The sequence below is a fragment of the Microcoleus sp. AT3-A2 genome, assembly GCF_036705685.1.
GTDB lineage: Bacteria > Cyanobacteriota > Cyanobacteriia > Cyanobacteriales > Microcoleaceae > Microcoleus.
On record NZ_JAUBVF010000038.1, the window covers coordinates 11702 to 38646 of the forward strand.

Consider the following 26945-nt stretch of genomic DNA (forward strand, 5'->3'; position numbering starts at 1 on the left):
CTGGGCAATTTGGGAGGTGCTTACCTCAATTTGGGCGACTATACCAAAGCCATTGAGTATACACAGCTCAGTTTAGCCATCGCCCGCGAAATTCAAGACCGCGAAGGGGAAGGTACAGCACTGGGCAATTTGGGAGGTGCTTACCTCAATTTGGGCGACTATACCAAAGCCATTGAGTATACACAGCTCAGTTTAGCTATCGCCCGCGAAATTCAAGACCGCCTTGGGGAAGGTACAGCACTGGGCCGTTTGGGAATCGCTTACCTCTATCTGGACAACTATTCCCAAGCCATTGATTATACACAGCTCAGTTTAGCCATCGCCCGCGAAATTCAAGACCGCCAAGAGGAAGGTACAGCACTGGGCACTTTGGGAAGCGCTTACCGCTCTTTGGGCGACTATACCAAAGCCATTGAGTATGCACAGCTCAGTTTAGCCATCGCCCGCGAAATTCAAGACCGTCTTGGGGAAGGTGCAGCACTGGGCAATTTGGGAATCGCTTACGGCGCTCTGGGCGACTATACCAAAGCCATTGAGTATGCACAGCAGTGGTTAGCCATCGCCCGCGAAATTAAAGACCGCAGTGGAGAGGGTACAGCACTCAACAACCTCGGAGCGGCGTTCTTAAAGGCTGGTAACCTGACAGAATCTGAAAAAATGCTCATCAATGGGATTCAAGTGTGGGAATCGATGCGGCAAATGCTCGGCTCCAACGACGCGCATAAAGTCTCCATCTTTGAAAAACAAGCTAACACCTATCGGACTTTACAACAAGTCCGGGTAGCTCAGAATAACCCGATCGCCGCTTTAGAAATTGCCGAACGGGGACGGGCTCGTGCCTTTGTCGATCTCCTGACACAACGCTTATCGTCAGGTTCTACCAATCCGGTCATTACCGCTGCTCCCAACGGCGAGCAAATCCGCCAAATCGCCAAAGCACAGAATGCCACTTTGGTGCAGTATTCCATAATCTACGACAACTTCCAGATTCAGGGCAAACAAGAAACGCGAGAATCCGCGATTTACATTTGGGTGATTCAACCGACAGGCGAGATCGCATTCCGCGAGGTTGACCTCCAACCCATCTGGCAACAGCATAACGCCTCTCTAAGAAGCTTAATCGTTGGCAACCAAGAATTCCTGGCTGTCCGCAGTCGCAGCAGTTTTGGCTCCACCCAACCCCAACCCAACTTACCGACGCTGCATCAACTGCTGATCGATCCCATTGCCAGACTCCTACCCAAAGACCCCAATGCCCGTGTCATTTTCATTCCCCAAGGCTCCCTGTTCCAGGTGCCTTTTCCCGCCCTGCAAGATGCCAGCGGCACTTACTTAATCCAAAAACACACGATTCTCACCGCCCCCTCGATTCAAGTTTTGGATTTGACTCGACAACAACGGCAGAAGTTAGCACACAAGCCAGCTAACAGCGGCAGCGCTCTAGTATTGGGCAATCCCACGATGCCGAGTGTGTCTTCCTATCCCGGAGCTCCCAAACAGCAATTGTCTCCTCTACCTGGAGCTGAAGCTGAAGCGATCGCGATCGCGCCTCTGCTCAACACCCAAGCCATCACAGGCGCACAAGGGACAAAAGCTGCGATCGTCCAAAAAATGCCCCAAGCATCGATTATTCACTTGGCAACGCATGGATTGCTCGATGATGTGCGCGGATTGGGAAGTGTGATCGCGATGGCTCCTTCTGGTAGCGATGACGGCTTATTGACTGCTGAAGAGATTTTTGACATGAAACTGCAAGCAAGCTTAGTCGTTTTGAGTGCCTGCAACACTGGAGAAGGCCGAATTACCGGGGATGGAGTAATTGGTTTGTCGCGGGCTTTGATTTCGGCAGGAGTGCCGAGTGTAATTGTTTCTTTATGGGCGGTTCCTGATGCGCCGACATCGGAATTGATGCAGTCGTTTTATCAAAATTTGCAAAATAATCCCGACAAAGCACAGGCACTTCGGCAAGCAATGTTAACTACGATGAAAACTCATCCCCAGCCGCGAAATTGGGCGGCATTTACTTTAATTGGGGAGGCAGAGTAAGGACGATCGCGACAAGCAGATTACAAAGTACGATCGGGATACTAACCCTTACCGCGAAACTGGCGGCTGCAAAATTTCATCCTCCGGGGCTATTTTTGCTGACTCCAAAACCTCCTCTAAAACCGGAGAAGGAATCGGCACTTTCTCAACTACCGGATGCTTTTCCAAAGTCAAGCGAGACTGCGACGAACCAGACAACCTTTTCAATAACTGCGGTTTGCGATCGTACAACAAATAAATAATTCGATCGCCTGCTTGCCAAATCTGGGTCGCCTCCACTACTTGCAAGTATCCCTGCCTTTCCACCAGCAACGGCGCCAACTCCCCGGCTTTAACCAAAGCTTGTAAGTGAGCAATCTGAAACTGCAATCCCTCTGTTTTTAACTCAGTTTCCCCCAATTTCACTTCGCCGTCGCTTAAATATTCGTTCCAATCCTTCAGCGACAAATCGGAGACAAAGGCTTGATTGATTTTAGTCGGATTTGCAGGCGTATTTGCTTGCGGATCTTTGGGGAATATTGCCAAAACCCTCGGCGGTGCAAACTCTTCGGCTGCTCGCTGAGCTAACACTAAGTTTACCTCGCCGTTGTTAGTCATTGCCAAAAAAGTTCCCATCGATTCGAGTCCGGCTTCTTCTAACACGCTGTGGTCGAGAGCACTGCTCAAAAACACCCGCAAACCCTCTCGTTCTGCTTGTGCACAAGCTTCCGGGTTCGTGTCAATAATTGCCACCGATTCTCCGCGTTCTTGAAACAAGCGAGCAATTAATCTGCTCAAAGGATTTGACCCGACAATTGCAGCACCGGTTGCCGATTTTGAGGTGACGCCCAACAGTTGAGCCATCCGTCCGGCGGTTAGTCCCTGGACGAAAACTGTCATAATAATTGTTAGGAAGACTAAGGCTTTAATCGAGTCGCCGCCGTTGATTCCCCGCTGGGTGAGCAAAATTGCAAATAAAGATGCGATCGACGCTGAGACAATTCCCCTCGGCGCTACCCAACAAACAAATAATTTCTGCCGCCAATTCAGTCCGCTGTTCCAAGTACACACCCAAACGTTTATCGGCCGCACTACCCACATTAAAGCTAAAACTGTAAACAAACTTCCCCAACCGAGGGCGACCACACTAGCGAGGGATAAATCGGCCGCCAGCAGCACGAACAGCATGGAAATAGCCAGGACTGTCAGTTGACCTTTAAACCTCCTCAGCAGCCTTTCTTCCGGCACAGCAGCGGCTCTGAGGACGATGCCGGAGAGGACTGTTGCCATCAGTCCCGATTCACTGCGGATTTCTTCTGCTAAGCCGAAAAATCCCCATAAACTGGCTAACACTACTAAGTTTTTGAGGTCTTCGGAGAGAAATTGCGATCGCTTGAGAAGGAATCCCAGCAGCCAACCTCCCACAACTCCGACGAGTGCGCCAACGAAGAGTCGCACGATTAAATCTCGGAACAAAACGAGCAAATCAGCATTGCCGTTTAAAATAATATTCAGCACCAATACTGCTAGAATTGCCCCGACTGGATCGATTAAAACGCCTTCTGCTTCTAGCAAGGCGGCAACTTTTTTGTCAACGGATACTTGTTTGAGCAAAGGGCCGATTACTGTCGGGCCTGTGACGACTACTAGAGAAGCATACAGAAATGCGATCGGCCAGGGGAATTCCCCCAACCAGTGTGCGGCCATTCCGCCGCCTATTAGCGTAATTAAAGTGCCTACGGTAACTAAATTGCGGATGCTGCCGGAAAGTTTGCCCAAATCTCGCAATTCCAAATTCAAGCCGCCTTCAAACAGAATTAAAGCTACGCAAAGGGATACCATAACTTCCAAACCGCTGCCCAGCAGATTCGGGTGCAGCACTCCCAAGCAGTCTGGGCCGGCTAAAATGCCAAACAACAGCAAAAAGACGATCGCCGGAACTTTCAGATAGGCGGCGAGAACTTGAGCGCTGATGCCACAGATGACGGTCATGACCATCAACTGGGTGATGTTAAAGGGGATTTCCATAGATATAATTGTTACAGGCTGCCCGCTCAGTTTTAAATGTTCGATCGCGGGTAATTGGAGTGCAGGCGCTATTTTCGGCGCAGCTTACAAACTCGGCACGGCCCTGGATTTTTCCCAATAAGATTAAAAAAACTTGATAGTCGCTATAACTTTATCAGATAATTCTATTGGCGTCAAAGATGGCAGTAAGCTGTAGCTAAGCGAGAGATTGTCTGTTATGTTAGAGAGTTGGACGGGGATGCGGGCACAGAGGGATAGGATTTGACGAATTTTGATGGGGAGTCATTCGATTTTAGATTTTAGATTTTGGATTGACCCCACGGATAAATTCGGAGGCTTGAGGATTTTAGATTTTCGATTTGGGATTGATTCCACGGATAAATCACGTGGCGCGTACCACCTTTGAAATTCGCTTGTCAATCTCAAATCTCAAATCTCAAATAGCAAGAGTTGTCGGCTTTCCAATTACAGAGCGATCAAACCCCCAAATTTATCTGTGGAGTCAATCTCCCATCTAAAATCTCCCATTTATAATCTATAATCGACTGGCATTCTGCCACCTGCGAAAAAACTCCGAGAGAATGGCCGGCGAAATTCGCCCTTCCAGCCAATCTAAAGCCTGGTTTTGCTGGGGTGCGGCCCGATAAAATTTGCACGCATCTATCAGCCGAATCGAAGAATTAGTGACAATAGATTGAGCTCGCCATTTTTGTGCAAACTCGTTAATAATAGCCGGAGAAAGTTGTTTTTGCAGCCAATCTAAAGCTTGGTCTTGTTGTGCTAAACCGCGATAAAATTTGCCCACATCTATCAATCGCAAATTACTGTCTTGAGGTAAGGTAGTTGCCCGCCATTTTTGAGCAAATTCCCCTAAAACAGAGGTAGGAACCTGACTTTGCAGCCAAATTAAGGCAGTATCTTGGCTAGCCTTAGCTTGATAAGACGAGAATACCTGAGTCAGCCGCACGTCTGAGATGGGAGGGGGAGTCGGAGTGGGAGTCGGCTGCGGAGTGGGTGTCGGGGCTGGAGGGGGAACAATTACTTTGGGAGGTTTTCGCATCAAAGCGGCCCAGGTTTTGAGGCTTGCAATGCCGTCTGGATTGAGACCTTGAGATTTCTGAAACGAGATGAGCGCCGCTGTGGTGGTAGCTCCAAATTTACCATCCATCGCACCTTGATAAAAACCTTTAATTCTTAATTCCTTCTGGATGTCTGCAACTTTATAACTTTGGGCGCCTTCTCGGACGCTTTCAAAAATATTGGTGTCTACATTGCCCGATACGCCGGACACGGTGCCGGTGTCGCTGTACTGCCAAAAAGTCCAAGTTTTCCAGCCGCCGGGAACCCAAGGTTCATCAGCACTGGTATAGTGAGCAATCCACAGCGGGTAATCGGCAAACCGTTTTGTCCCCAGGTTGTCCCAGAAACCGGGGTAAGTATAAATAATCGGCCGCATCAAGGTGGCTTTTTCGACTGCTTCTAACCAAATTGCGGCTCGATCGCACAATTGAGTCGCACTCAAACCGCCTGTAGTTTCGATATCCAAGACTGGCGGCAAATCCCCCGGTTCGAGTTTTACAGTTTTCAAGAACAAATCTATTTGTCCTTGAATACTGCTTGCAGGTTGAAAAAAGTGGTAAGCACCGCGTTGAATCCCCGCCGCTTTCATCGCCGCCCAATTGCGAGCGAAAGTTTGGGCAACTAAAGTTACACCTTCGGTCGATTTGACAAAACTGAAGGTAATACCATCCCGCGCAACGGCTTGCCAATTGACATTGGGCTGGTAGTCGGAAACATCTATACCGCGAATACTCATATTACCAAGGGTTGAGAAAAGCTGGTTTGCTCTGAAGCAGCGACTCGATTAAGGGTACATTAAATTGTAATGCTAAGTCGCTAAGTGTTTTTTTTGCAGTGGAGATTGTGCGAATGAACTTCGATCGAATAGAGCCCGGCCCTGGTGAAGAGTCTGTTTGGGATTACCCGCGTCCCCCTCGGCTTGAGGAATCGACCAAACACGTACAGATAATTTTTAATGGAGTGACGATCGCCGACACGCGCCGTCCTCAGCGGGTATTGGAGACCAGTCACCCTCCTGCCTACTATATCTGCCCCCATGACATCAAAATGGAATATTTGCACAAAACTTTACGGGGTTCTTGGTGCGAGTGGAAGGGACAAGCCGGTTATTACAATGTGACGGTAGAGTCGAAAGAAGTAGTAAATGCGGCTTGGTTTTATCCCAATCCTAATCAGGTTTTTGCAGCTATTAAAGATTATGTGGCTTTTTATCCAAGCAAGATGGATGCCTGTTATGTGGACGGGGAATTAGTGCAATCTCAACCAGGGGATTTTTACGGCGGCTGGATTACCAAAGATATTGTCGGCCCGTTTAAGGGAGGGGAAGGAACTTGGGGGTGGTGAGGGAGTTTTGAGTTTTGAGTTGAGGACAGTGGCAGACACCGCGTTTTTTTTACGCAAAACCTCGTTACAGCCTCGACCTCGGTTTCAAAACCAGGTTTCTTGAGTTTGCCTGCACCATCAATGAGTTGAGGAATGGCGCAAAAATTGTTTTTTTTACGCCGTAAAAATCCTAGTAAAAAATTGAGTAAAAAATCCCGAATAATTCAATAAATCGGGAATTTAGTGAGCATGAATCAATGCAAGGCAGCTACCGCAAAAACTAACGCAGCAGCTTCTTCCATTATTAAAAAATAGTATAGTAAAGATTACAGGGACTGGCAATAAATAAATAATTATATAATTTAATAGCTGACACTAGCTTTGTTGCTGGTTTATTGTTTATTCGGATCTGCGCTGTGTCTGTTGAATTTATTGAACCCTCTAACTCGCCCGAAAACTCACCCCAAAATTTATCTTTAGAGTCTACTCTTAAGGATCTAGCTCTATTCAATTTCCAGGTTGACTCCTCATATCTCGCCAAAGAAGTAGCTCGGTTGTTTCAATCTCACCCGCTGCTTCCGGGAGTTATCTTAACCGTAAATGGGGAATTTTTAGGCATGATATCGCGTCGGCGATTTATGGAACGCATGAGCCGCCCTTACGGAGTAGATATATTTGCTTGCAGACCGATTATAGCCTTGTATCAAATAGCTCAAACCGATATTTTGATTTTACCAGGAGTAGCCTTAATTGTCATGGCAGCTCAGCGCTCCGTGCAGCGACCGCCGGAACTGCTTTACGAGCCGATTGTTGTGCAGTTAGAACCTCAAGTTTACCAACTTTTAGACGTGCATCAACTCTGGGTAGCTTTATCCCAAATTCACCAACAAGCTACTTGGTCTATGAGCGAACTTTATTACAATTTATCGCTCACACAATCCGAGTTAGAAGCAGCTAATTCTCAATTAAAAGCAGCTAATTCCGAATTGTATCGCCTTGCCAACTTAGATGGCTTAACTCAGGTTGCCAACCGTCACTGTTTTAACGAATACTTAGAGAAAAAGTGGCAAGAATTGGCTGAAGCAGCATCAGAACTATCTTTAATTTTATGCGATGTAGACTTTTTTAAGAAATACAACGATACTTATGGACATCAGGCGGGAGATACTTGCTTGCAGCAGGTAGCCCAAGCTATTTTGGAAGCGGTAAATTACTCAACAGGCGAAGTTTCGGGCGAGAGTCTGGTAGCCCGTTACGGAGGCGAAGAATTTGCAGTGATTTTGCCTCGGACTTCACCGGAAATAGCTGTCTGGATTGCAGAGAAAATTCGAGTGTGGATTAAAGAACTAAAAATTGAACACGTTAATTCAGAGGTGTGTTCTCTCGTGACGCTGAGTTTGGGGGTAGCGAGTACGGTTCCTCGATCGTCCGCAGCACAAAAAAACTTGATTGCAGCGGCAGACCGCGCGCTTTATCAAGCTAAAGACAAAGGGCGCGATCGAGTGATTTTAGATTTTAGATTTTAGATTTTAGATTGGAAAAAGTGATCCACGAATAAATTCGTGGGCTTGTTTAATGGTTTCCATCATAGATTATCGGGCAAATCGCCGATCGACTTGCCGATGCTAGCCAGCAATTTCTCCAAAGCTTTCATCTGCTTGACGGTGAACGTGGGTACGTTCTTCCCCAAATCCCAACGGCTGATTGTTTGCGACGAAACGCCAAGCTCTCGCGCCAAATCTTCCTGACTCATCTCCAGTTCTTCCCTGAGCTTCTTCAAATGCGACTCTTCATCTTCAGGTCGCGGAACGGGCTTTTTCGGCATATCCTCGATCGCACATTTTTTATATAAGATGCTTAAGCATCTTACTTCCTTCCTCGGAGAAGATTATCTACTTCTGATTCTTCCTGAATTCTCGCGATATTTCACAGCAGGCGAGAGCCGAAAACTTGGCAGTCACGAGTCTAATAATTTTATGAATAGGAGATATATCGGGCGATCGTCCCCTGCCTACAAAGACTCGCACCAAGCACGTTCTGCCGTCCAGTGTCTGTCTGAAGATTCATAAATCCTCAACCCATCCAACCCGGCATTTTGGATCATCTCCTCAACTTCATCCAGGGTAAATGCTGCTTGCAACGAATCGCTGAATAACTGTTTCTGATGCGCGTTGCAATCTCCCGCATACAGATTGACTAAATTATCCCTGATTTCCGCTGTTTCTGGCCGCAGCAAATCCCGCAAAAAAATTGCTCCCTGCGGCTTCAACACCCGCTTGACTTCCTGCAAAAACAGCAGCGGATCGGGCAAATGGTGGATAATGCTGTTAGAAATCACCATGTCAAAATAACTGTCTGGATACGGCATGGCTTTAGCATCGATTAATTCGAGATTGATTTGCGATCGCACGCCCGCCTTTTCCACATTTTGGGCCCCGACTTTCAGCATATTTGGTGACAAATCAATGCAAGTCAATTTCCATGCACGCCGCAGTTGAGAAATTGCGATCGGAATTCTCGCCGTACCCGTCCCCGCATCCAAAACGTTTCCCAAAACCGGTCCCAACGCCGCAGCACTCTGAGCAAAAGCAGCATTAACCTCAGTAAAGTCCATCGAATCGTATTCGATCGCCTCTTCCAAGGAATCCATCACTTCCGGTTCCAAAACTCGCTGCATAAAATTTATCTCGTTCTCTGGCATTTCCATATAGGGGTTCAGTTTCGCCTGCAAAAGCTCGACTAACTCCGGTTCCATATATTCGTAATTGTCCGGGATTTGCAGGCAAATAACTTTCTTGCCTTCGAGACTTTCAGGAAATTTGCTGCGAAGTTGATCGCCATGCTTCTTCTCCATCACAAATATCAAATCCGCCCAGCCCAGCAAACCCTCAGTTACTCTAATTCTTGCACCTTTTTCCGTTCCCGCCGATCGTACGCTGTAGCCGCTAACCTTCTGGCATATCTTCTCGGCAGTCAAACTTCTCCACTTATTCTGACTGCACACAAACAATATCTTGATTTTTTCCACAAGTTTAAAAAGCAAAATTCCATCTTATCTGCGTTAATCCGCGTTAATCCGCCCCCATCTGCGGTTCAAAATCTTAATCCAATTTTCCCCCATCGCACCTTGCATACCACAAATACTGTATTTTGTCAAACTTGGCAAAATCTGCGTTACAATTCTTAAACCTTAAAATACGGATTTTGCATAAATAATTGTACTTATTACATTTGCAGAGTTCGTTAATTTTACGATTTTAAAAGCTTTCAGCGTCAAAAACTTAAATTAGTCATAATGCCCCTGGATTGTGAAAATCGTACCACAAGCCTCAAAACAAGTAAATAGGTAAAATAATTGAGAATGAAGTCAATAATTTGGGTCGTCTTTAGATTTTCTTAAGATTTCAGCCCTTAAAATAGATCGAACATTTAAAACTAAATCGACTTTTAGATTGTTTTTGCTTATTAAAGTAGCTGGAATTGCCCCGAAGACCGATCGACCCTCAACAATAGATACAGATGCTTGATCGCACAATGGCATCAAACCAAACTCGATCTAACTCTGCTAGAATTAGTAAAACGAAGTCGTTATGAGTTTAAGTAAATAGCTATGACCAACCAAACCGTAGAAAACCTAGTAATTATCGGCTCAGGCCCTGCAGGCTACACAGCAGCAATCTACGCCGGGAGAGCAAATCTGAAACCCATAGTCTTTGAAGGCTACCAAGCGGGAGGCGTCCCCGGCGGTCAACTGATGACCACCACAGAAGTCGAAAACTTTCCTGGCTTTCCCGAAGGCATCACCGGGCCGGAACTGATGGATCGGATGAAAGCTCAAGCAGTGCGCTGGGGTGCCGAATTATACACAGAAGATGTAATTTCGGTGGATTTGACCAAGCGTCCGTTTACAGTGCGATCGGAAGATAGAGAAATCAAAACCCACACGATAGTAATCGCTACAGGCGCGACGGCGAAAAGGCTGGGGCTGCCTAGCGAACACGTATTTTGGAGTCACGGCATTTCGGCCTGTGCGATTTGCGACGGCGCTACCCCAATTTTTAAAGGAGTAGATTTAGCTGTAATCGGCGCGGGGGACACTGCAGCGGAAGAATCTATTTATTTGACAAAATACGGCTCTCACGTACATATGTTGGTGCGGCGCGATCAAATGCGCGCCAGCAAAGCCATGCAAGACCGAGTGCTGAGCAATCCCAAAATTACCGTGCACTGGAACACCGAAGCAGTGGATATTTTGGGCGAAGCCGGCGGCAAAATGGACGGGGTGAGAATTAGAAATATCCAGACCGGCGCCGAGAGCGATTTGCTGGTGAAAGGATTGTTTTATGCGATCGGTCACACTCCCAACACTCAACTGTTCCAAAGTCAGTTAGAACTCGACGAAGTAGGCTATATCGTTACCAAACACGGTTCGGTAGAAACCAGCGTTGAGGGAGTTTACGCCGTCGGCGACGTGCAAGACCACGAGTTTCGCCAAGCAATCACCGCGGCCGGCAGCGGTTGTATGGGTGCGATGCTGGCAGAACGTTGGCTGTCAGTCAACGGTTTAACCCAGGAATTCCATCAAACCCAGGAATCCGAGCAACCCACCGCAGCGCCGGAAGCTCAAAAAGTACGCAAAACTAGCGAGAACTTTGATATCAACGACACACGCCACGAAGGAGGTTATGCTTTGCGGAAGTTGTTCCACGATAGCGATCGACTGATTGTGGTCAAATATGCCTCTCCGAGTTGCGGGCCTTGCCACAGCCTCAAGCCGATTTTGAGCAAAGTAGTAGATGAGTTCGAGGGCAAAATCCACTACGTGGAAATTGACATCGAAGAAGATCCAGAAATTGCTGAAAATGCTGGCGTGATTGGTACGCCGACGATTCAGTATTTCAAAAACAAAGATTTGGTAGCTGATCTCAAAGGAGTTAAGCCGAAAAGCCAGTACCGCGAGTTAATTTCCAGTAATTTGTAGGAATTTGATCGATTTTAGATTTGAGGTTTGCCAAGAGAGATTTAATCTAAACTCAACTGGCGTCCCACCTGCCGAAAACCCGGTTTCTCTCCTGCGCGCCAGTCCAGTTCAGGGGATAAACCGATTTTTTTTTAGCCCCATCGTGCGAAAAAACCCGGTTTGTCGCGAGTGTTTGGCGAATGAGAAAGAGGATTTTTGACTGTTCCGGGTTTTTTCGCCTGAGTGCTACTAAAATCGAAAAGTCTTATATAGGTCGATCGTCATTATGGCTCAAAGCCGCCTCCGACTGCCGCGATTTCTCAACAGTGCCTCACCGTCAAGCCTGTCAATGAAAATGATGTGGGCAGGTTTGACAATAACTGTCGTGTTTATATTGGTAGCCACCTTGTCTCCAGCTATGCAAGCTTGGGGATGGCTGCAAAATCCTACCGAGGCTTTGAGTAACCCCATCCACGAACCGCCGTCGGCGAATTATTGGTTTGGTACTAGCCGCAGTGGCTACGATGTATTTTCCCGCACGCTGTTTGCTTCTCGGGCTGCTTGGCAAGTGGTAATTTTAGCCACTGCTTTGAGTTTGTTTATCGGTGTCCCGCTAGGTTTGGTTAGCGGTTATTTGGGCGGTAAGCTCGATCGAGTGTTGTTATTTTTAATGGATACAATTTATACTTTGCCGGGGCTGCTACTTTCTTTGACGCTAGCGTTTGTAGTGGGAAAAGGAGTTTTTAATGCTGCGATCGCCCTGAGCATTTCCTACATCCCTCAATACTACCGCGTCGTCAGGAATCACACCGTCAGCGTCAAAACCGAATTATTTGTCGAAGCTGCGCGAGCAATGGGTGCTGACACTTGGACAGTGCTTTCGCGCTACCTGTTTCTGAATGTGATTCAAAGCGTACCGGTGCTGTTTGCGCTCAACGCGGCCGATGCAATTTTAACATTAGGAGGTTTAGGATTTCTCGGATTAGGACTTCCCGAAGCAACTCCCGAATGGGGACACGACTTGCGTTTAGCTTTAGATGCACTACCTACTGGCATTTGGTGGACGGCTTTATTTCCCGGTTTGGCGATGACTTTAATGGTAGTGGGACTGTCCTTGGTGGGGGAAGGATTAAACGAATTTGTGAACCCTCGCCTGCGGAATCAGCAGTAATTTGTCTCGCGGTTACATTAAGTTCGCAGTCAGGACTTTAGTGCTTATTCACAAATATAAAAAAACTGAAGTCCTGACTGCAAACAGGCGCTATAAAGAGATCGTAATATCGGCCAGATTAATTATTAAATCTTTCTCTCAAGAAGGTGCATTCTTTCTAGTAAACCTTCGTTGGGTTGTCTATATAGACACGGAGCGGAAATTTTTCTTGATAGCTTCATCCCCTAACGCTCAAGCCACATAATTTAAACCCCAGTAGAGGATAAAGCGCGGCTCTGTGCTTTCTGATGACACGCTGTAAATAATAACAAAATTTTGAGGATCGCACTAGCCTCCTATCGGTTCAAATCTTTAAGCGCATCCTGCAGCTTATGCCTTCTCTAACCATAGCAAGCACATCGCTAACTGGGTAAATTTTTCTTCTCTGGCGGAGCTATCATTGGCAGACAGTTGCATCAACGTCCGCTTACGATTTTTTTGCGTCTGCTTGAAATTATCAAGACAATTGGGGAATCCTATCTAAAATTAATTAAAGGGCTTTATAGAATCTTCACGCTGCCATGAGATATTTAAAGGAATCGTGAAGTTATACTTCCGAGAGATGGCGAATTGTATGGTTTGTGAGAGCGTGCGATCGCGTAAGTGCGAACCGAAAGCCAAAAAAATTAGAGAAATCCGCAGCCGAGAGTTGCGTGGCTGCTTAACTCTCAGTAGAATTTATCCTGGTGGTTTTTGCCATTGACGCGACAAACTCGTGTCGAACTGCTTAAATAAGAATGTGACGTTAAGAACTTAATGTGATTTAACGTTAAAATTAAACCCAATTTCTGAGATTTGAGCTAACTTAACAATGAAAGCCCCTGTTGCACTACTCAACCCGCAACGCTTCATTGGGGGTCAGAGTCGGTCTCTAATCCAGAGTGGCCGGCTTAAAACTAAAGCTACGAGCTTTATTCAATCGCAGATTGCGTATGATTCAATTCAGGGAAACAGGGTAATGATGGGTGTATCTACACGGATTGTATTGGTTCCAATTTGGGCAACTCAAAAATTGTCTGCTAAGTGTCTGGCCAACTACGCCGCAGCCGTTCACCCAGATATACGCAGAAAACAGCGCCGTTCGATCGTGCCAAAGTTTTTGCGGGCCGTTCTCAGGATTTAGCAGAGCCGGACATGAGTTAGTATTGTCAAGCTAAGCTGACAGAGTTTTCCTAGTTCTTGACAAACAATGGAAAACAACTTCCATTTTTTGTGAGAAAGGCTACAATCGGGAAGGTCTTTGCAAGATCCAATTCTCCCCGTTTGGTGCTTCAACCCTCTGCTGTTGCATTTGAGCCAGCAGACCGATATCCAAGGTGGCGAAAATTTGCCGTGCAACTGTCATGTCTGACAACCGGAGTCAAAGCAAGGCGAATCAAAAGTTCGACACCTCCAATACAAAAGTTAGAGGGTTCCGTGCAGGAAAACTTGTACGGGTAAAAGCTCGAAGTACCGAGTAAAAAAGCCAGTATTTTTGGAAGTGCGATGAATCGCACTTCATGGTTTGCTTCTCTGGGCAAGGTATTGCAGATGATGTGGTAACTCGCTCCGAAAGAAAAAGCCGCTAGCTCAATTTAAGGTCGCGATGTTAAAATCTGCGCTCGATTGAATGCGCTGGCTGCTTCAAACCAGAACTCGAACTGTGACTCATAAAACAGGTGCAGTTTCGCTAACAGATTCAGCTAGCAGACCGAAAATCCCACTATTTTTTCCTGCGGGAATGTCAATACTGGCTAACTTGTCTAAACTACAAACAGACACTATTCCACTGTTATTTATTCTTTAATTCAGGAGCATGAGGAAGACGGCATGATCCAGGCTAACACCGTACTCGAAACCACAATTACACCGGAAATGGAAACAATCGAGTTGCTTCGGAGCGCCGAAAGCGTTCTACCTGAGAGCGAGTTAGAACTCTTTATCGACGAAGAAGACGATCGAGAAGAATTCTTAGACTCTCAATCTGAGGACGACACTAAATCTGGCAAAGGCGCCAAAGCCCGCCGCCGGGCTCAGGCAAAGAAAAAGCATTATACTGAAGACTCTATTCGTCTTTACCTCCAAGAAATCGGTCGGATTAGACTGCTGCGAGCTGACGAAGAGATTGAACTAGCGCGCAAGATTGCAGATTTGCTGGAATTAGAGCGAGTTCGAGAACAACTGCTCGAAGAGTATAACCGCGAACCCAAAGACAGCGAATGGGCTAATGCTGTAGATATGGCACTACCTGCATTCCGTCACCGACTTCACGTTGGTCGGAGGGCAAAGGAAAAAATGGTGCAATCAAACCTGCGTTTGGTGGTGTCGATCGCCAAAAAATACATGAATCGCGGTTTGTCTTTCCAAGATTTGATTCAGGAAGGCTCTTTGGGTCTGATCCGAGCCGCTGAAAAATTCGATCACGAAAAAGGCTACAAGTTTTCTACCTACGCAACTTGGTGGATACGTCAAGCCATTACCCGGGCAATCGCCGACCAATCGCGCACTATCCGCCTACCGGTTCACCTTTACGAAACCATTTCGCGGATCAAGAAAACTACCAAACTCCTGTCTCAGGAAATGGGTCGCAAGCCGACGGAAGAAGAAATTGCTACCCGCATGGAGATGACGATCGAGAAGTTGCGGTTCATTGCTAAGTCAGCACAGTTGCCCATCTCTCTAGAAACTCCGATCGGCAAAGAGGAAGACTCGCGTCTGGGAGACTTTATTGAATCTGACGGGGAAACGCCAGAAGATCAAGTCTCCAAAAACTTGCTCAGGGAAGACTTGGAAAGCGTTTTGGATACTCTCAGCCCCCGAGAACGAGATGTACTGCGACTGCGTTACGGCTTAGATGACGGACGGATGAAGACCTTGGAGGAAATTGGTCAAATCTTTAACGTCACCCGCGAGCGGATTCGCCAAATCGAGGCTAAAGCCCTGCGGAAGTTGCGCCATCCCAACCGGAACAGCATCTTGAAAGAATATATCCGCTAGAGTAATTTGCTAGCATCACCCAAAAGAGTGATTCGCACTCTTTTTTTGGGGGGGGAGACCCCCCGCCCCGGTTTGATATATAGCTGTTAAATTTTGTGCGACTAACTGCCGGGGGCAAGTGGCTATTTGCCACCCCAATCGTGCTGTCAAAGTTTTGGGAGTCCGTCACGGAACTCCTAAGCTTTGCAGTGTCATAAAAGTCTTAACTAGAAAATTACATCACGCCCCAAAAGTGAAGCAGGCCTTGACCGGAAACCAATTCAATGATGACAGCGGCAGAAAAACCAATCATCGCCAAACGACCGTTCCAATTTTCGGCTCCTTCGCTGAAGCCCCAGTTCCAAGCGTTGCGTTTTTGTTCTTGCATAGTGCGAACTCCTTTCGTTAACTTGTGTAAGGCTTATGTAAATAAATATAACATTACTTGATAAAAATGCAAGCTTGTGATTAGTGATATCGGTCACAACGGTCGTGAAGCGAAGCTATCCCGGAGGGAATCGACCTTGATGATTTTGGCTAACGAGGAAAAATAGCCAACTCGGTCTCAGGGTCGAACAAGTGAATTTTGTCATGGGCGATGGCCAACCAAAGCTCCTCGCCAACTCGGATCGATCGCTCAGGAGGAACCCGCACTTGCATCCGCACCGCCGGAGCATCCGTCAAACAAACCCCCAAATAAGTTTCGTGTCCCAAAGCCTCTACAATTTCTACTTGTACCGAAAGATTTTTGGTAGCCGGAGGGTTAATGCTCAGATGTTCCGGCCGAATTCCCAAAATTAGCCCTCGCCCGTCATATTGTTGTAGACTTTTTGCCCAAATATCGGGTAAAGTAAAGCGAAATTGCGGGTGAGAAATCAACAGCGGAGCACTAAATTCCACCGACAAAAAATTCATCGGCGGAGAACCGATAAACTCAGCAACAAATAGATTAGCCGGCTTGTTATAAAGCTCTAGAGGTCGAGCTACTTGCTGAATCTGGCCGACCTTCATAATAGCAATCCGATCGCCCATAGTCATCGCCTCAGTTTGGTCGTGAGTCACATAAATAGTTGTAGTTCCCAACTGTCGCTGCAACTGCACAATTTGCGATCGAGTTTCCGCCCTCAATTTCGCATCAAGATTCGATAACGGTTCGTCCATCAAAAAAACTTCAGGATTTCTAGCCATCGCCCTACCCAAAGCTACCCGCTGCTTTTGCCCTCCCGAAAGTTGTTTCGGCAAGCGATTTAAAAGAGATTCTATTTGCAATAATTCAGCTACCTCTCGCACTCGTTTTCCTACAGCCTTTTCCCGTTCCGACAAATAGCGCAAACCCGGAGGCAACTTGCGAGTCGCTCCTCCTAAAAAGTCCTCAAACAAAGGATAAATTAGATGATTTTTAAAAGAATGAGAAGGTAAATTATTAATAACCTCTTCTACCTTATTCCTGATCTTTTCTATCTTCTGGATGTTTCCTTCTTCTCCTTGTATCTTCCCTCTTCCTTCTTCCTTCTTCCCTTTTCCTTCTTCCTTCTTCCTTCTTCCTTCTTCCTTCTTCCTTCTTCCTTCTTCCTTCTCCCTTTCCGATCGGCGCAATCCAAAGGCGAGATTATCGTAAACTGTTAAGTGAGGATAGAGAGCATAATTTTGAAATACCATAGCGATATCTCGGTCTTTAGGAGGCAAATCGTTAACCAGCCGATCGCCAACCCAAATATTGCCAGCCGTCAAAACTTCCAAACCGGCGATCGATCGCAGCAAAGTGCTTTTTCCGCAGCCAGAAGGCCCCACCAACACCATGAATTCCCCGTCTTCGACCGTTAGGTTAATGCGCCGCAAAACGCTGTTAGACGAAGGGCGATCGGCCGCAGGCAAGACATTTTCGGCGGCGGTGTTTGCTTCTTTTTCCTGTTCTCCTTGGCGGAGAGGAAAACTTTTGTAGATATTTTCTAATACAACTTGCGCCATTAAACAATTTTAGATTTTAGATTTTAGATTTTAGATTGGGGAATTGGGCATTGGGCATTGGGCATTGGGCATTGGGCATTGGTAATTAAGATATTCAAGGAAGGAGGAAGTTGGGGAACGAGCAGTGTACAGGATTTAAATGATTTAACGGATGGATGTTGAAGTCAGAAGTCAGAGGTCACAAATCTGATTAATGCCCCATGCCCCATGCCCCATGCCCCATGCCCCATGCCCCATGCCCCATGACTATTGACTGCTGATAACTTTGATAATTTTTTCACCCGGATTGAGGTCAAAAACTCGATCGCCCGCAGCATCTTTCCCCCAAAAAGCTATAGCATCCATAGCCGATCGCAGCAGGCGGCCAGAATTAGTAAAAAGTTTGACATCCGTACCCGGAACAGCCTGCAGCAAGCCAACTAAAGCATCTTTAGGTTCGGAGAAACGAAAAGCTTGAGTGCCAATTTCGCCCCGGTTAGTAAGTCTGACAGAACCTGCAGGCATTCGTTTTGCCCACCCCAACTCGGAAAACAGCACCAGACTGTCGTCCGGGTAGAGAGTGATGCAACCCACCAACTGTTCCTGCTTCCGCAACCTGGTTACTTGAGAACCCTGGGCCGCGCGGCCCATTGGCGGCAGTTGTTCATCATCAATCTCAAACCGGAGGACTCGACCTCCTGAAGTGGCGATTGCCACTTGTTCCCCGACTTTAGCCAGACTGGCACAGCGCAGCCGATCGTCCTCCTTGAGTTTAACAACAGTAACGCCACGATTAGTCAAATCAGCAAATTCCTGCATCGCCAAGCGCTTAATTTTTCCTTGCTGAGTCAGAGTTACTAAATCCGCGGCTTCCGAATTTTCCGGCAAAATAAAGTGTGCAACTGTGATTTCCGACAAAGCGCGATCGGCACTGTCTTTAGTAGCACTCGGCGACAACAAACTAACGATCGGCGTTCCCCGGTCTTTGGCGCTACTACTAGGAATATCGGCCACTTTCAGCGGATAAGCTTTGCCGTTAGGAGTTAAGACGACCAAAGTGCGATCGGTTTTCGTCAGATTTGCCGTCACAATAAAATCTTCATTTTTTTCTAAAGCTGAAACCGATTTTTCGCGACTTTTCGAGCGTGGCTTTTCCCCAGTCGGCAAGCGTCGCACGTACTGCTTGTGCGAAAATTCAACAATAGTTTCCTCTGGCTCTAGAACGGGCAATAAGTTCGGCTGAATCGTTGCCGGCGACAACTGCTTCACCCCAGAATTTTTCTTACCAGCAAATTGTGATTCGGCGTTTGCTGCGCGTGCAGTTCCATTGGCGAATTTAGTGCGGCGGGGGTCAGCGTACTTGCGTTTTAGCGATCGAAATTCCTTCTTTAAAGCCTTCAAAAGTTCACGCCTGTCGCTCAACAACCGCTGCAATTCTTGAATATTAGCCATCAACTCATCAAACTCAGACTGCAAATTTTGCCTTTCCAAACCAGTCAGCCTACGCATAGGCATCGCCAAAATCGCATCAGCTTGACTTTCGCTCAAATTGAGGCGAACTTGCAAAGTTTGCTTAGCAGTAGAGCCGTCAGGAGAATTTCTGAGAATGTCGATCGCTGTATCGAGATTTGTCAAAGCCAACATTAAGCCTTGGACAATATGACAGCGGCGTTCTGCAGCTTGCAACTCGTAATTGTAGCGGCGGGTCAGAGTCACTTCCCGGAAATCCAGAAATTCCTGCAACAATTGTCTCAGCGTCAACTGTCGCGGTTGACCGTTGACAATTGCCAGCAAAATCGCGCCAAAATTTGTTTGTAGGTCAGTTTGCTGGTAAAGACGAGCGAGAACCGCTTCTGGGGTAAATTCCCGCTTGAGTTCAATCACAACTCGAATGCCTTCGCGATCGCTCTCGTCACGCAAATCAGAAATACCGTCGAGGCGGCCAGCATTGACCAACTCCGCCACCTTTTCAATCCAAGCCGCCTTATTTACCTGAAACGGAAACTCCGTCACCACGATCGCCGTTTTAGTACGCACCTTGCGATTACCTGGCACTTCTTCCACCCCGGCCACACCCCTGACCGCAATGCTGCCTCGACCCTTAGTGTAGGCGTCAACAATCCCCTCTGTAGCGACGATTTCCCCCCCGGTTGGAAAATCCGGGCCCGGAATCAGTTCTATCAACTTCTCATCGGATAGTTCGGGGTTTTCAATCAAAGCAATTAAACCGTCTACCACCTCCCCCAAATTGTGTGGCGGGATATTAGTGGCCATCCCCACAGCAATGCCCGTACAGCCGTTGAGTAACAGAAACGGCAACTGAGCAGGCAGCGCCGTCGGTTCCTGCTGGGAACTGTCAAAGTTAGCAGTAAAATCAACAGTTGCATCGCCGACTTGGGTTAGCATCGCTTCGTGGGCGATCGGTGCTAGCCTAGTTTCCGTATAGCGCATAGCAGCCGCCGGATCATTGTCCACCGAACCGAAATTGCCGTGGCCCGCCAGTAAAGGATAGCGGCTCGAAAACTCCTGAACCATGCGTACCAGAGCGTCGTAAACCGATTGGTCGCCGTGGGGGTGATATTTTCCCAACACATCTCCAACAACCCGGGCGCACTTACGGTAAGGTCGGTCTGGCGTCAGACCGAGTTCGTGCATCGCATATAAAATTCGACGGTGAACTGGTTTTAAACCGTCGCGGACATCAGGCAAAGCTCGCCCGACGATCACACTCATGGCATATTCGAGGTACGATTGCTGCATCTCGGCGTGCAGAGGCGTAGAAATTACTTGTCCGGAAAGTAGGTTGAGTTGTTTAGCCATGAGTCCTTGTGTCCGTTAATTCCTGAGTGAAAACAGCCTCTGTCAATAATGCCGAGGTTCCCTATCTCGATTGAAAAGCCTTTGCCGCAGGCGAACCGAAAGTTCGACCCAACCGCCCAGTTGAAGAATAAAAATAAACTTAACTTGTGAAAGCAGAATCAGAGTCCCGAAGACGGGCAACACTTGCCTCTTACTCTCCACTCTTACCCTAACCTCTATGTTGCCTTCATTTGCGCCTACCTGTCTATTTACCTTCTGCCGTGAGAAGGTTGATTCACAGGAAAACACGGAATGCCAGAAACTCAGAACGTAGTGAGGCTGTAGCTCTTCCTAGGAAAGCGTCACGAGGGGCTGGAGTCCCCGTCAATCTATGATAGAATTTAATTGCAATTAGGAATAACCATCTACACGAAGAAATATTTTATTCAGGAGAAACCCTGGATTGAGCTCGTCTCGGTACAGCCGTAGCGTGGATCAAGCAGCAATGGTTGACGATCGAGCTTATCGTATTTTGGCAAGCGTGATGGACTCCGAAAGTATTAAAAAAGAAAAGTAAGTGGAATTGGAATATCTCTGGTACTGGTACTTGTTCTGATCGTGTAGAGGCGACTGGACTATGAGTGAACTCCCATTTTTGGGCTTATTCAACCATAGAGCGTGGTCGTGACTCGCTGAGAGTGTCAAAAATGCCATATTGATAAATTGATCAGTCACAAGCTCTCCTGGCGATATCTCCTAGTCTGACATCCACTAGATGAACGGAAGCGTCGATATTTTCAGCCGTTTTGAGGGGTTAAAACTGAGAATTAAAAATCTCCAACAATCCCCGCTAGATTCGCTACTCCGAATGCGGTGGCCACGGGAGTAGGTGAATAAACATGGCTTGATTCTAATGAGGAAGAAGGAAAATAATTATCACACATTCCCGAATCTAATACCAGTTCAAAAAATAATGCAACTGTATATCCGTGATCCAAACTGATATCCAGTCAATCAGTTCCCATCTAAAATCTAAAATCTAAATTCTAAAATCTAAAATCTAAAACCTAAATTCTAAAATCTAAAATCTAAATTCTAAAATCTAAAACCTAAAATCTAAAATGGTAGAAGCTGGAGGCTTGACCGAAAGAGAGGGTACTATAAGTCCAGGAGGCACGGGTAGTCAGAAACCGGGTATTTTCATAGCAATAGTTCATTATAGCCCGCCGAAACGAGCAAGAACCAGGTTTCGAGGCGTCGTCCATGCGTCCTGGATTGTACGAGAAACCTGCTACCTGAGAATCTTGAGACTCTCACCAGTGCCAGGTCTAGTTATAAAAAACAACTAAACTGTCTGTGTGTAGTAGTCTAAATGATGGTACTGGATGCTTCTAGGCATCTGTAAACCCTCTCACAGCTAGTGGCTCAAGGATATACATACGGGTTTTGCAGGGTTCCCGGCTGATGGCGCTAAAAACTCTGCATTTTTGACGGGGAATGTAGTCCCCGTGTCGTGTTCCTCTTTGGACTAAAGTCACAAAGTTTCTATACTTCCCATATTTATTTATGAAAACCGTTCTGATTGTAGAGGACGATTTGGTTAATGCTCGGGTTTTTTCCAAAATTCTGACTAAGCGGGGGGGCTTAGCCGTGAAGCACACGGAAAATGTTGAAGAGGTGATGCAGATTGCTGCCAACGGCGAAGCTGATTTGATTTTAATGGATGTGTCTCTTTCGCGCAGCGTGTACCAGGGTAAATCTGTTGACGGCATTAAGATTACTCAACTGCTCAAAGCTGACCCACAAACGGCATCGCTGCCGATTATTTTGGTGACTGCTCACGCGATGGCTGGTGATAAAGAAACATTTCTGGATCAAAGCGGTGCCGACGGTTATATCTCTAAACCTGTGGTAGACCATCAAGAGTTTGTTAATCAAATCAAGGCTTTGCTACCTGATTGAGTGAACCATACATGAAGAAGGAATAAGAAGGAAGAAGGAAAAAGGAAGCAGGAAGAAAGAATTGTTTGTTTGAACCAACAAACAATTAAAACTCTAGAATTACAAAGTTTGCTTAAACTCTGAATCTTCCTTCTTCCTTCTTCCTTTCGATGTCCCGATTACACAATGCTATGAGTTCGGACTTGTAATTTGTGAGGAAAAATTTGAGATTTTTATGACGAGTGAAATCGGAGTGTGCGTTGCGGCGAGGAACCAACTTATCCTCAGCGAGCGCAACGCTGTTCACTCATTCATGCAATCTCAAAACTATGATTACTCTTCGTCCTCATCGAAGTCAAAACCGATATCATCATCATCGTCAACATCAGGTCCCAAGGCATCATCCTCAGTCTCAGCGACAAACTCGTCCTCATCAACCTCAACTTCCTCAAAATCCTCATCAGGCTCAAGATCAGACGGGCGCCCGATCTCATAACCGCTCTCGATCGTATAAGCACGGCGCGCCGATCGGTCATCAAGTACCACATCCTCCTGTAAATCGTGGATGTCGTCATCAAACACAGCACCATCAAAACCCGCATCCTGAACCCCAGCATCCTCATAGGCATTGAACCCAGTACCCGCAGGAATCAGGCGGCCGATAATCACATTTTCCTTCAGTCCCCGCAGCCAGTCAGACTTACCTTCGATCGCAGCCTCAGTCAACACCCGCGTAGTCTCCTGGAACGAAGCAGCCGAAATAAAGCTATCAGTATTCAGCGAAGCCTTAGTAATCCCCAGCAACACCGGAGTATAATCCGCCGGCGCCCCACCAGTAATAGACATCGCCTCATTCACCTGCTCAACCTGCCGCAATTCTACCAACTCGCCAGGGAGCATAGTAGTATCGCCGCCATCTTCCATCCTGACTTTGTTGGTCATCTGGCGGACAATCACCTCGATGTGCTTATCAGAAATATCCACACCCTGAGACTGATAAACCGACTGCACCTCATTCACCAAAAACGTCTGCACCTGTTGGAAACTCTCCAAGGCAGCCTCAAAAGTAGACTGTCGCTCCTTAAGCACGTGGAAGAACACCTCCAGAATTTCGTGAGGGTTAGCAGGCCCGTCGGTCAAAGCTTCGGCGACGCCTACGCGCTGTCCGTCGGAAACGATCGGGTTTTGACCAGGCAACAAAGGATACTCCTCAATCCGGCCATCATCCTCAATCACCGCAAGTTCCACAACATCGTCATCCGTAACCACACGAGCCGTCCCCGGCCGCTTGGCTAAAATACAAGCTTCCTTCGGCTTCCGCCCTTCCAGAAGTTCCTCAATCCGTGGCAAACCCTGAATAATATCCCCAGTCTTTGCCCGCTCAAACACCAGAATCACCAAATTGTCACCCCGCTGCACCAAGTCGCCGTCGTCTACGTGCAGCACCGCACCGGCCGAAACCCGGTAAGGACGAGCCACCCTGAGCAAGAGTTTCGCCGGTTCAGTCTCCGACGCAGGTATAACCTTCACAACTTGGCCGGATTCTTCGAGAACAACCCCCGGAGCTATTTCGGTACCAGCCACCAGTAGTTGACCCGGACTCACATCCGGTGTACCCGCCACAGAGATCGAAATAGAATCCGCATCTCGCATCACCAACAGTCGGCGCACTGGTTCGCCATGCCCCTCACGGATGCCTCGAACGATACCCGCTTCTTTACAGAGAATCTCGGTGCGAGCGACTACTGCTCCGGGCGCGATCGACTGCCCATCTTCGACCAACAGCCGCGTGTGAGTGCTGCCCTGAGTCGGATCAGCAGACACATCCCGTCGAATCACCAGCGATTCCAAAATCACTAACTGCAAGCGGAAAGTCTTGGAAGCTCGATCGCCCCCATCAGCCACAGCCATCGCCAACTCTTGCGACGCACTAACGTCTTCAGGCGAACCCCAAGCCGGGCCCGAACCGTCCGCCCCAAAAGCCATAGCATCATCCTCATCCGGCAGTAGCTCGATATCCGCCGCCAGTTGCGGAGCTCCCGAACCAATTTCCAAAATAAGCTGAGTCCGTAGCAGTTCCAATCCCTCGACAGACTTGACGCGCTCCCCATCCTTATAAGGGAGTCGCTGCACCGCTTTCAAAGAGATCGACTCATTCAGCGCTGTCTGAGAAGGCACTGGTGGCTTATCTGGTACTGGAAATTCCACCACAGGCCGCAGCAACAAAGCCGGGCCTTCGGGAGTTTCGATATACTCGGCATAGCCCAACTCTTCGGCAATCAAGCCTGGGAAAATTTCTTGACCGGCGTTGACGATTTGACCTTCCCCGAATGTTAGCGGCGGGCGGTCTACTACATGGAGTGTACCCGGTTTGATCACAATTTCCCGCAGGATGTCATTTTTCTGAGTGATTTCCACTGCCCCGCTGGTTTGGCAGAAAATATCCTTAACCACCTCAGTACCGGCTTCTACGTACTGACCATCTTCCACCAGCAGCAGAGAAATATCCTTATTCACCTCGTGGCACTCTTCTGCTATCCAGAGCAGAGTGCCACCTTTAACGACTTCGTAGCCAAGTTTAGCTTTGCCGCGCTTGTGGACTTCCACACCGCCGTACTTGACAATGCCCCCTGTAGCTGTGCGGTAGCTGTCGTCGAGCAGTTCGGCGACGACTTCCCCGTTAATCACTTTGCTCCCAGGAGCCGTCTTCAGGGAAAACCGCTGCTTAGAAGATGTTTCGATCGTGTAGTGGTCGCGGCCGCCTGCGCTTTCGGCCCGCACGACTGCTTGGTCGAGCAGGACTTGGGCGGTGATAATTTCGATTTCTCTGGGGTCAGCGATGCGGACTACGCCACCGTGTTCGGAGACGAGTTTAGTTTCGGCAATCACGCTTTCGGCCGGAATGCGATCGCCATTTTTCACTGCTGGTTCCGCGCCGGGGGGCAAGTTGTAGACTTCTCCTGAGAGAATCCAAATCAGCCCGCCTTTGCTGGCGGTGCGGGTTGTGTTCCCTTGGCGGTCGGTTTTTTCTTCGGGCACCAAATCCGCAAATTTGGCTTCTCCGGCTAAGTCGGAAGCCACGTCTGTAGTCACTTTTTCGGTTGTTTTGCGGGCGGCGCGACCGACGATCGGCACTTCTGCCAAAACTTGACCGGGAATGGCGCGCTGTCCGTCTTTGACCATCAGAGTAGAACCCTGGACGATCGCCAATTCGATTTTCAGCTTTTGATTTTTGGCGCCTGATTTCCCTTCTTCAAAGCCGTCGCCTTCAAATACAAGTTTGCCGTTGTTTTCTGCCACCAGTGCTTCTTCGCCGTGTCTGGTGCGGAAGGAACGAGTACGCAAGTTCTTGAATTTCACTACGCCAGGGAAGGGGGCGCGTTCTTGTTTCGCGACTTCTCCGGTGAATACGCCGCCTGTGTGGAAGGTACGCATGGTGAGCTGGGTTCCCGGTTCCCCGATCGACTGAGCTGCAATAATCCCGATCGCTTCTCCCATGTCCACCATTTTCAAGTGGGCGAGACTCCAGCCATAGCAGTGCTGGCAAACCGATCGCGTAGATTCGCAAGTCAGGGGCGATCGTAAATACACCTCTGCCACCCCAGCGTTACCAATTTCCGTCGCCAACTCATCGGTAATTGGCTGATTTCGGACGGCTTTTTCGTCGCCGTAGGTCACGATTTCCCCGGTTTTGGGGTGCACCGCATCTCTCGCCAACACCCGCCCTAGCAGCCTGTCCTTGAGGGGAATCAGCACTGTTGCTCCGTCCGTCATCGGTCGTACTCGAATTCCCCGCTGAGTGCCGCAGTCCACTTCCCGCACAATTACGTCTTGGGACACATCCACCAAACGACGAGTCAAATAGCCAGAGTCTGCCGTCCGCAACGCTGTATCTACCAAGCCTTTGCGCGCGCCGTAGGAAGAGATGATGTATTCGGTGACGGTGAGTCCTTCGCGGAAGTTGGTTTTAATTGGCAAGTCGATGATTTCGCCTTGGGGGTCAGCCATCAATCCGCGCATTCCGACTAGCTGTCGCACTTGAGAAATGTTTCCCCGCGCCCCGGAGAATGCCATCATGTAGACCGAGTTTAGGGGGTCTGTGGCTCGGAAGTTTTTGACTACTTCGTCTTTGAGGTCTTCTGATGTGCTGTTCCAGGTATCGATTACTTTTTGGAAGCGTTCGACTTCGGTGATTTCGCCTCTGGTGTATTTTTGTTCGGTGATGCGGATTTCTTCTTCGGCTGCATCTAGGAGCGATCGTTTCGACGGGGGCACTTGCAAATCGTCTACGCTAATCGAAACTCCCGCTCGTGTCGCAAAGCGAAAACCCAAGTCTTTGAGTTTATCGGCCATTTGCGCTGTACGGGCCGTTCCGTAGTGCATGAAAGACCAAGAGATTAATTTTTTGAGCTGACCTTTGTCAACAACTCGATTGCGAAAAACAATTTCCTTATTTTCTGTCATTTTTCTGAGTAGTGGTAATTGGTAATTGGTAACTTTTACTGACGTTCGACTTCGGTTCTCCTGAGCGAAGCCCAAGGGTTCAGAACGTAGCCGAAGTATTGGTAATTGGTAAGTGGTAATTGGTAATTGATAAGTACAGCGGCGGGAAAAAACAACGAGCCTTTTGTAGGGGCTGGTTTAGCGTATAAGGAAGAGAGCTAAGCTAGGAGATGA

16 protein-coding genes are annotated in these 26945 nt (G+C 47.9%); 8 read left to right on the top strand and 8 right to left on the bottom strand.

Annotation, left to right across the window (positions count from 1 at the left end; genetic code table 11):
• Nucleotides 1–2046 (top strand): CHAT domain-containing tetratricopeptide repeat protein (locus QUB37_RS19630; protein ID WP_333165157.1); only part of this gene is annotated, 2046 nt, incomplete at its 5' end.
• A gap of 48 nt (nucleotides 2047–2094) precedes the next feature.
• Here QUB37_RS19630 and QUB37_RS19635 read toward each other — a convergent pair.
• Together QUB37_RS19635 and QUB37_RS19640 are read right to left on the bottom strand one after the other, a co-directional pair.
• Nucleotides 2095–4053, bottom strand: a complete 1959-nt coding sequence (locus tag QUB37_RS19635; RefSeq protein WP_333165159.1) for a cation:proton antiporter domain-containing protein — start codon at nucleotides 4051–4053, stop codon at nucleotides 2095–2097.
• Between the two features lie 535 nt (nucleotides 4054–4588).
• Nucleotides 4589–5869 carry a GH25 family lysozyme gene (locus QUB37_RS19640; protein WP_333165161.1) on the bottom strand — a complete coding sequence of 427 codons (1281 nt, stop codon included), beginning with the start codon at nucleotides 5867–5869 and terminating at the stop codon, nucleotides 4589–4591.
• Between the two features lie 113 nt (nucleotides 5870–5982).
• On the opposite strand from QUB37_RS19640, the gene QUB37_RS19645 reads away from it, so the two are divergent.
• Together QUB37_RS19645 and QUB37_RS19650 are read left to right on the top strand one after the other, a co-directional pair.
• Nucleotides 5983–6477 (top strand): DUF427 domain-containing protein, encoded by a 495-nt coding sequence (locus tag QUB37_RS19645; RefSeq protein ID WP_333165164.1) that lies wholly within the window; start codon nucleotides 5983–5985, stop codon nucleotides 6475–6477.
• A gap of 395 nt (nucleotides 6478–6872) precedes the next feature.
• Entirely contained in the window at nucleotides 6873–7982 is a 1110-nt protein-coding gene (locus tag QUB37_RS19650) for a diguanylate cyclase (RefSeq protein ID WP_333165166.1), read from the top strand.
• A 59-nt stretch (nucleotides 7983–8041) separates the two neighbouring features.
• Here QUB37_RS19650 and QUB37_RS19655 read toward each other — a convergent pair whose 3' ends face one another.
• Nucleotides 8042–8281, bottom strand: coding sequence for a helix-turn-helix transcriptional regulator (locus QUB37_RS19655; protein WP_333165168.1), 240 nt, complete (start codon nucleotides 8279–8281; stop codon nucleotides 8042–8044).
• A gap of 186 nt (nucleotides 8282–8467) precedes the next feature.
• A complete protein-coding gene (locus QUB37_RS19660) occupies nucleotides 8468–9433 on the bottom strand; it encodes a methyltransferase domain-containing protein (RefSeq protein WP_333165171.1) in 966 nt (321 codons plus the stop codon).
• Nucleotides 9434–10066: 633 nt separating this feature from the next.
• On the opposite strand from QUB37_RS19660, the gene trxB reads away from it, so the two are divergent.
• From trxB to rpoD, 4 genes are all read left to right on the top strand, one after another.
• A complete protein-coding gene (gene trxB, locus QUB37_RS19665; protein ID WP_333165173.1) occupies nucleotides 10067–11437 on the top strand; it encodes a thioredoxin-disulfide reductase in 1371 nt (456 codons plus the stop codon).
• A 265-nt stretch (nucleotides 11438–11702) separates the two neighbouring features.
• The gene (locus QUB37_RS19670) at nucleotides 11703–12587 is read left to right on the top strand and encodes an ABC transporter permease (RefSeq protein ID WP_333165176.1); all 885 of its coding nucleotides are present in this window, start codon (nucleotides 11703–11705) and stop codon (nucleotides 12585–12587) included.
• 997 nt (nucleotides 12588–13584) lie between these two features.
• Entirely contained in the window at nucleotides 13585–13749 is a 165-nt protein-coding gene (locus QUB37_RS19675; RefSeq protein ID WP_333096143.1) for a hypothetical protein, read from the top strand.
• A gap of 686 nt (nucleotides 13750–14435) precedes the next feature.
• Nucleotides 14436–15602 carry an RNA polymerase sigma factor RpoD gene (rpoD, locus tag QUB37_RS19680; protein WP_333165178.1) on the top strand — a complete coding sequence of 389 codons (1167 nt, stop codon included), beginning with the start codon at nucleotides 14436–14438 and terminating at the stop codon, nucleotides 15600–15602.
• A 214-nt stretch (nucleotides 15603–15816) separates the two neighbouring features.
• Here rpoD and QUB37_RS19685 read toward each other — a convergent pair whose 3' ends face one another.
• The 3 genes from QUB37_RS19685 to QUB37_RS19695 form a co-directional block, all read right to left on the bottom strand.
• Nucleotides 15817–15969 (bottom strand): high light inducible protein, encoded by a 153-nt coding sequence (locus tag QUB37_RS19685; RefSeq protein WP_015179166.1) that lies wholly within the window; start codon nucleotides 15967–15969, stop codon nucleotides 15817–15819.
• 149 nt (nucleotides 15970–16118) lie between these two features.
• The gene (locus QUB37_RS19690; RefSeq protein ID WP_333165180.1) at nucleotides 16119–17549 is read right to left on the bottom strand and encodes an ABC transporter ATP-binding protein; all 1431 of its coding nucleotides are present in this window, start codon (nucleotides 17547–17549) and stop codon (nucleotides 16119–16121) included.
• A gap of 246 nt (nucleotides 17550–17795) precedes the next feature.
• Nucleotides 17796–20348, bottom strand: coding sequence for a DNA topoisomerase (ATP-hydrolyzing) (locus tag QUB37_RS19695; RefSeq protein ID WP_333165183.1), 2553 nt, complete (start codon nucleotides 20346–20348; stop codon nucleotides 17796–17798).
• A 1545-nt stretch (nucleotides 20349–21893) separates the two neighbouring features.
• Between QUB37_RS19695 and QUB37_RS19700 the strand changes: the two genes are divergently transcribed.
• Complete coding sequence (locus QUB37_RS19700) at nucleotides 21894–22289, top strand: response regulator (RefSeq protein WP_006632892.1); 396 nt, start codon at nucleotides 21894–21896, stop codon at nucleotides 22287–22289.
• A gap of 312 nt (nucleotides 22290–22601) precedes the next feature.
• Here the strand turns inward: QUB37_RS19700 and QUB37_RS19705 are convergent, their stop codons facing one another.
• Nucleotides 22602–26732, bottom strand: coding sequence for a DNA-directed RNA polymerase subunit beta'' (locus tag QUB37_RS19705; protein ID WP_333165185.1), 4131 nt, complete (start codon nucleotides 26730–26732; stop codon nucleotides 22602–22604).
• Nucleotides 26733–26945: the final 213 nt, after the last annotated feature.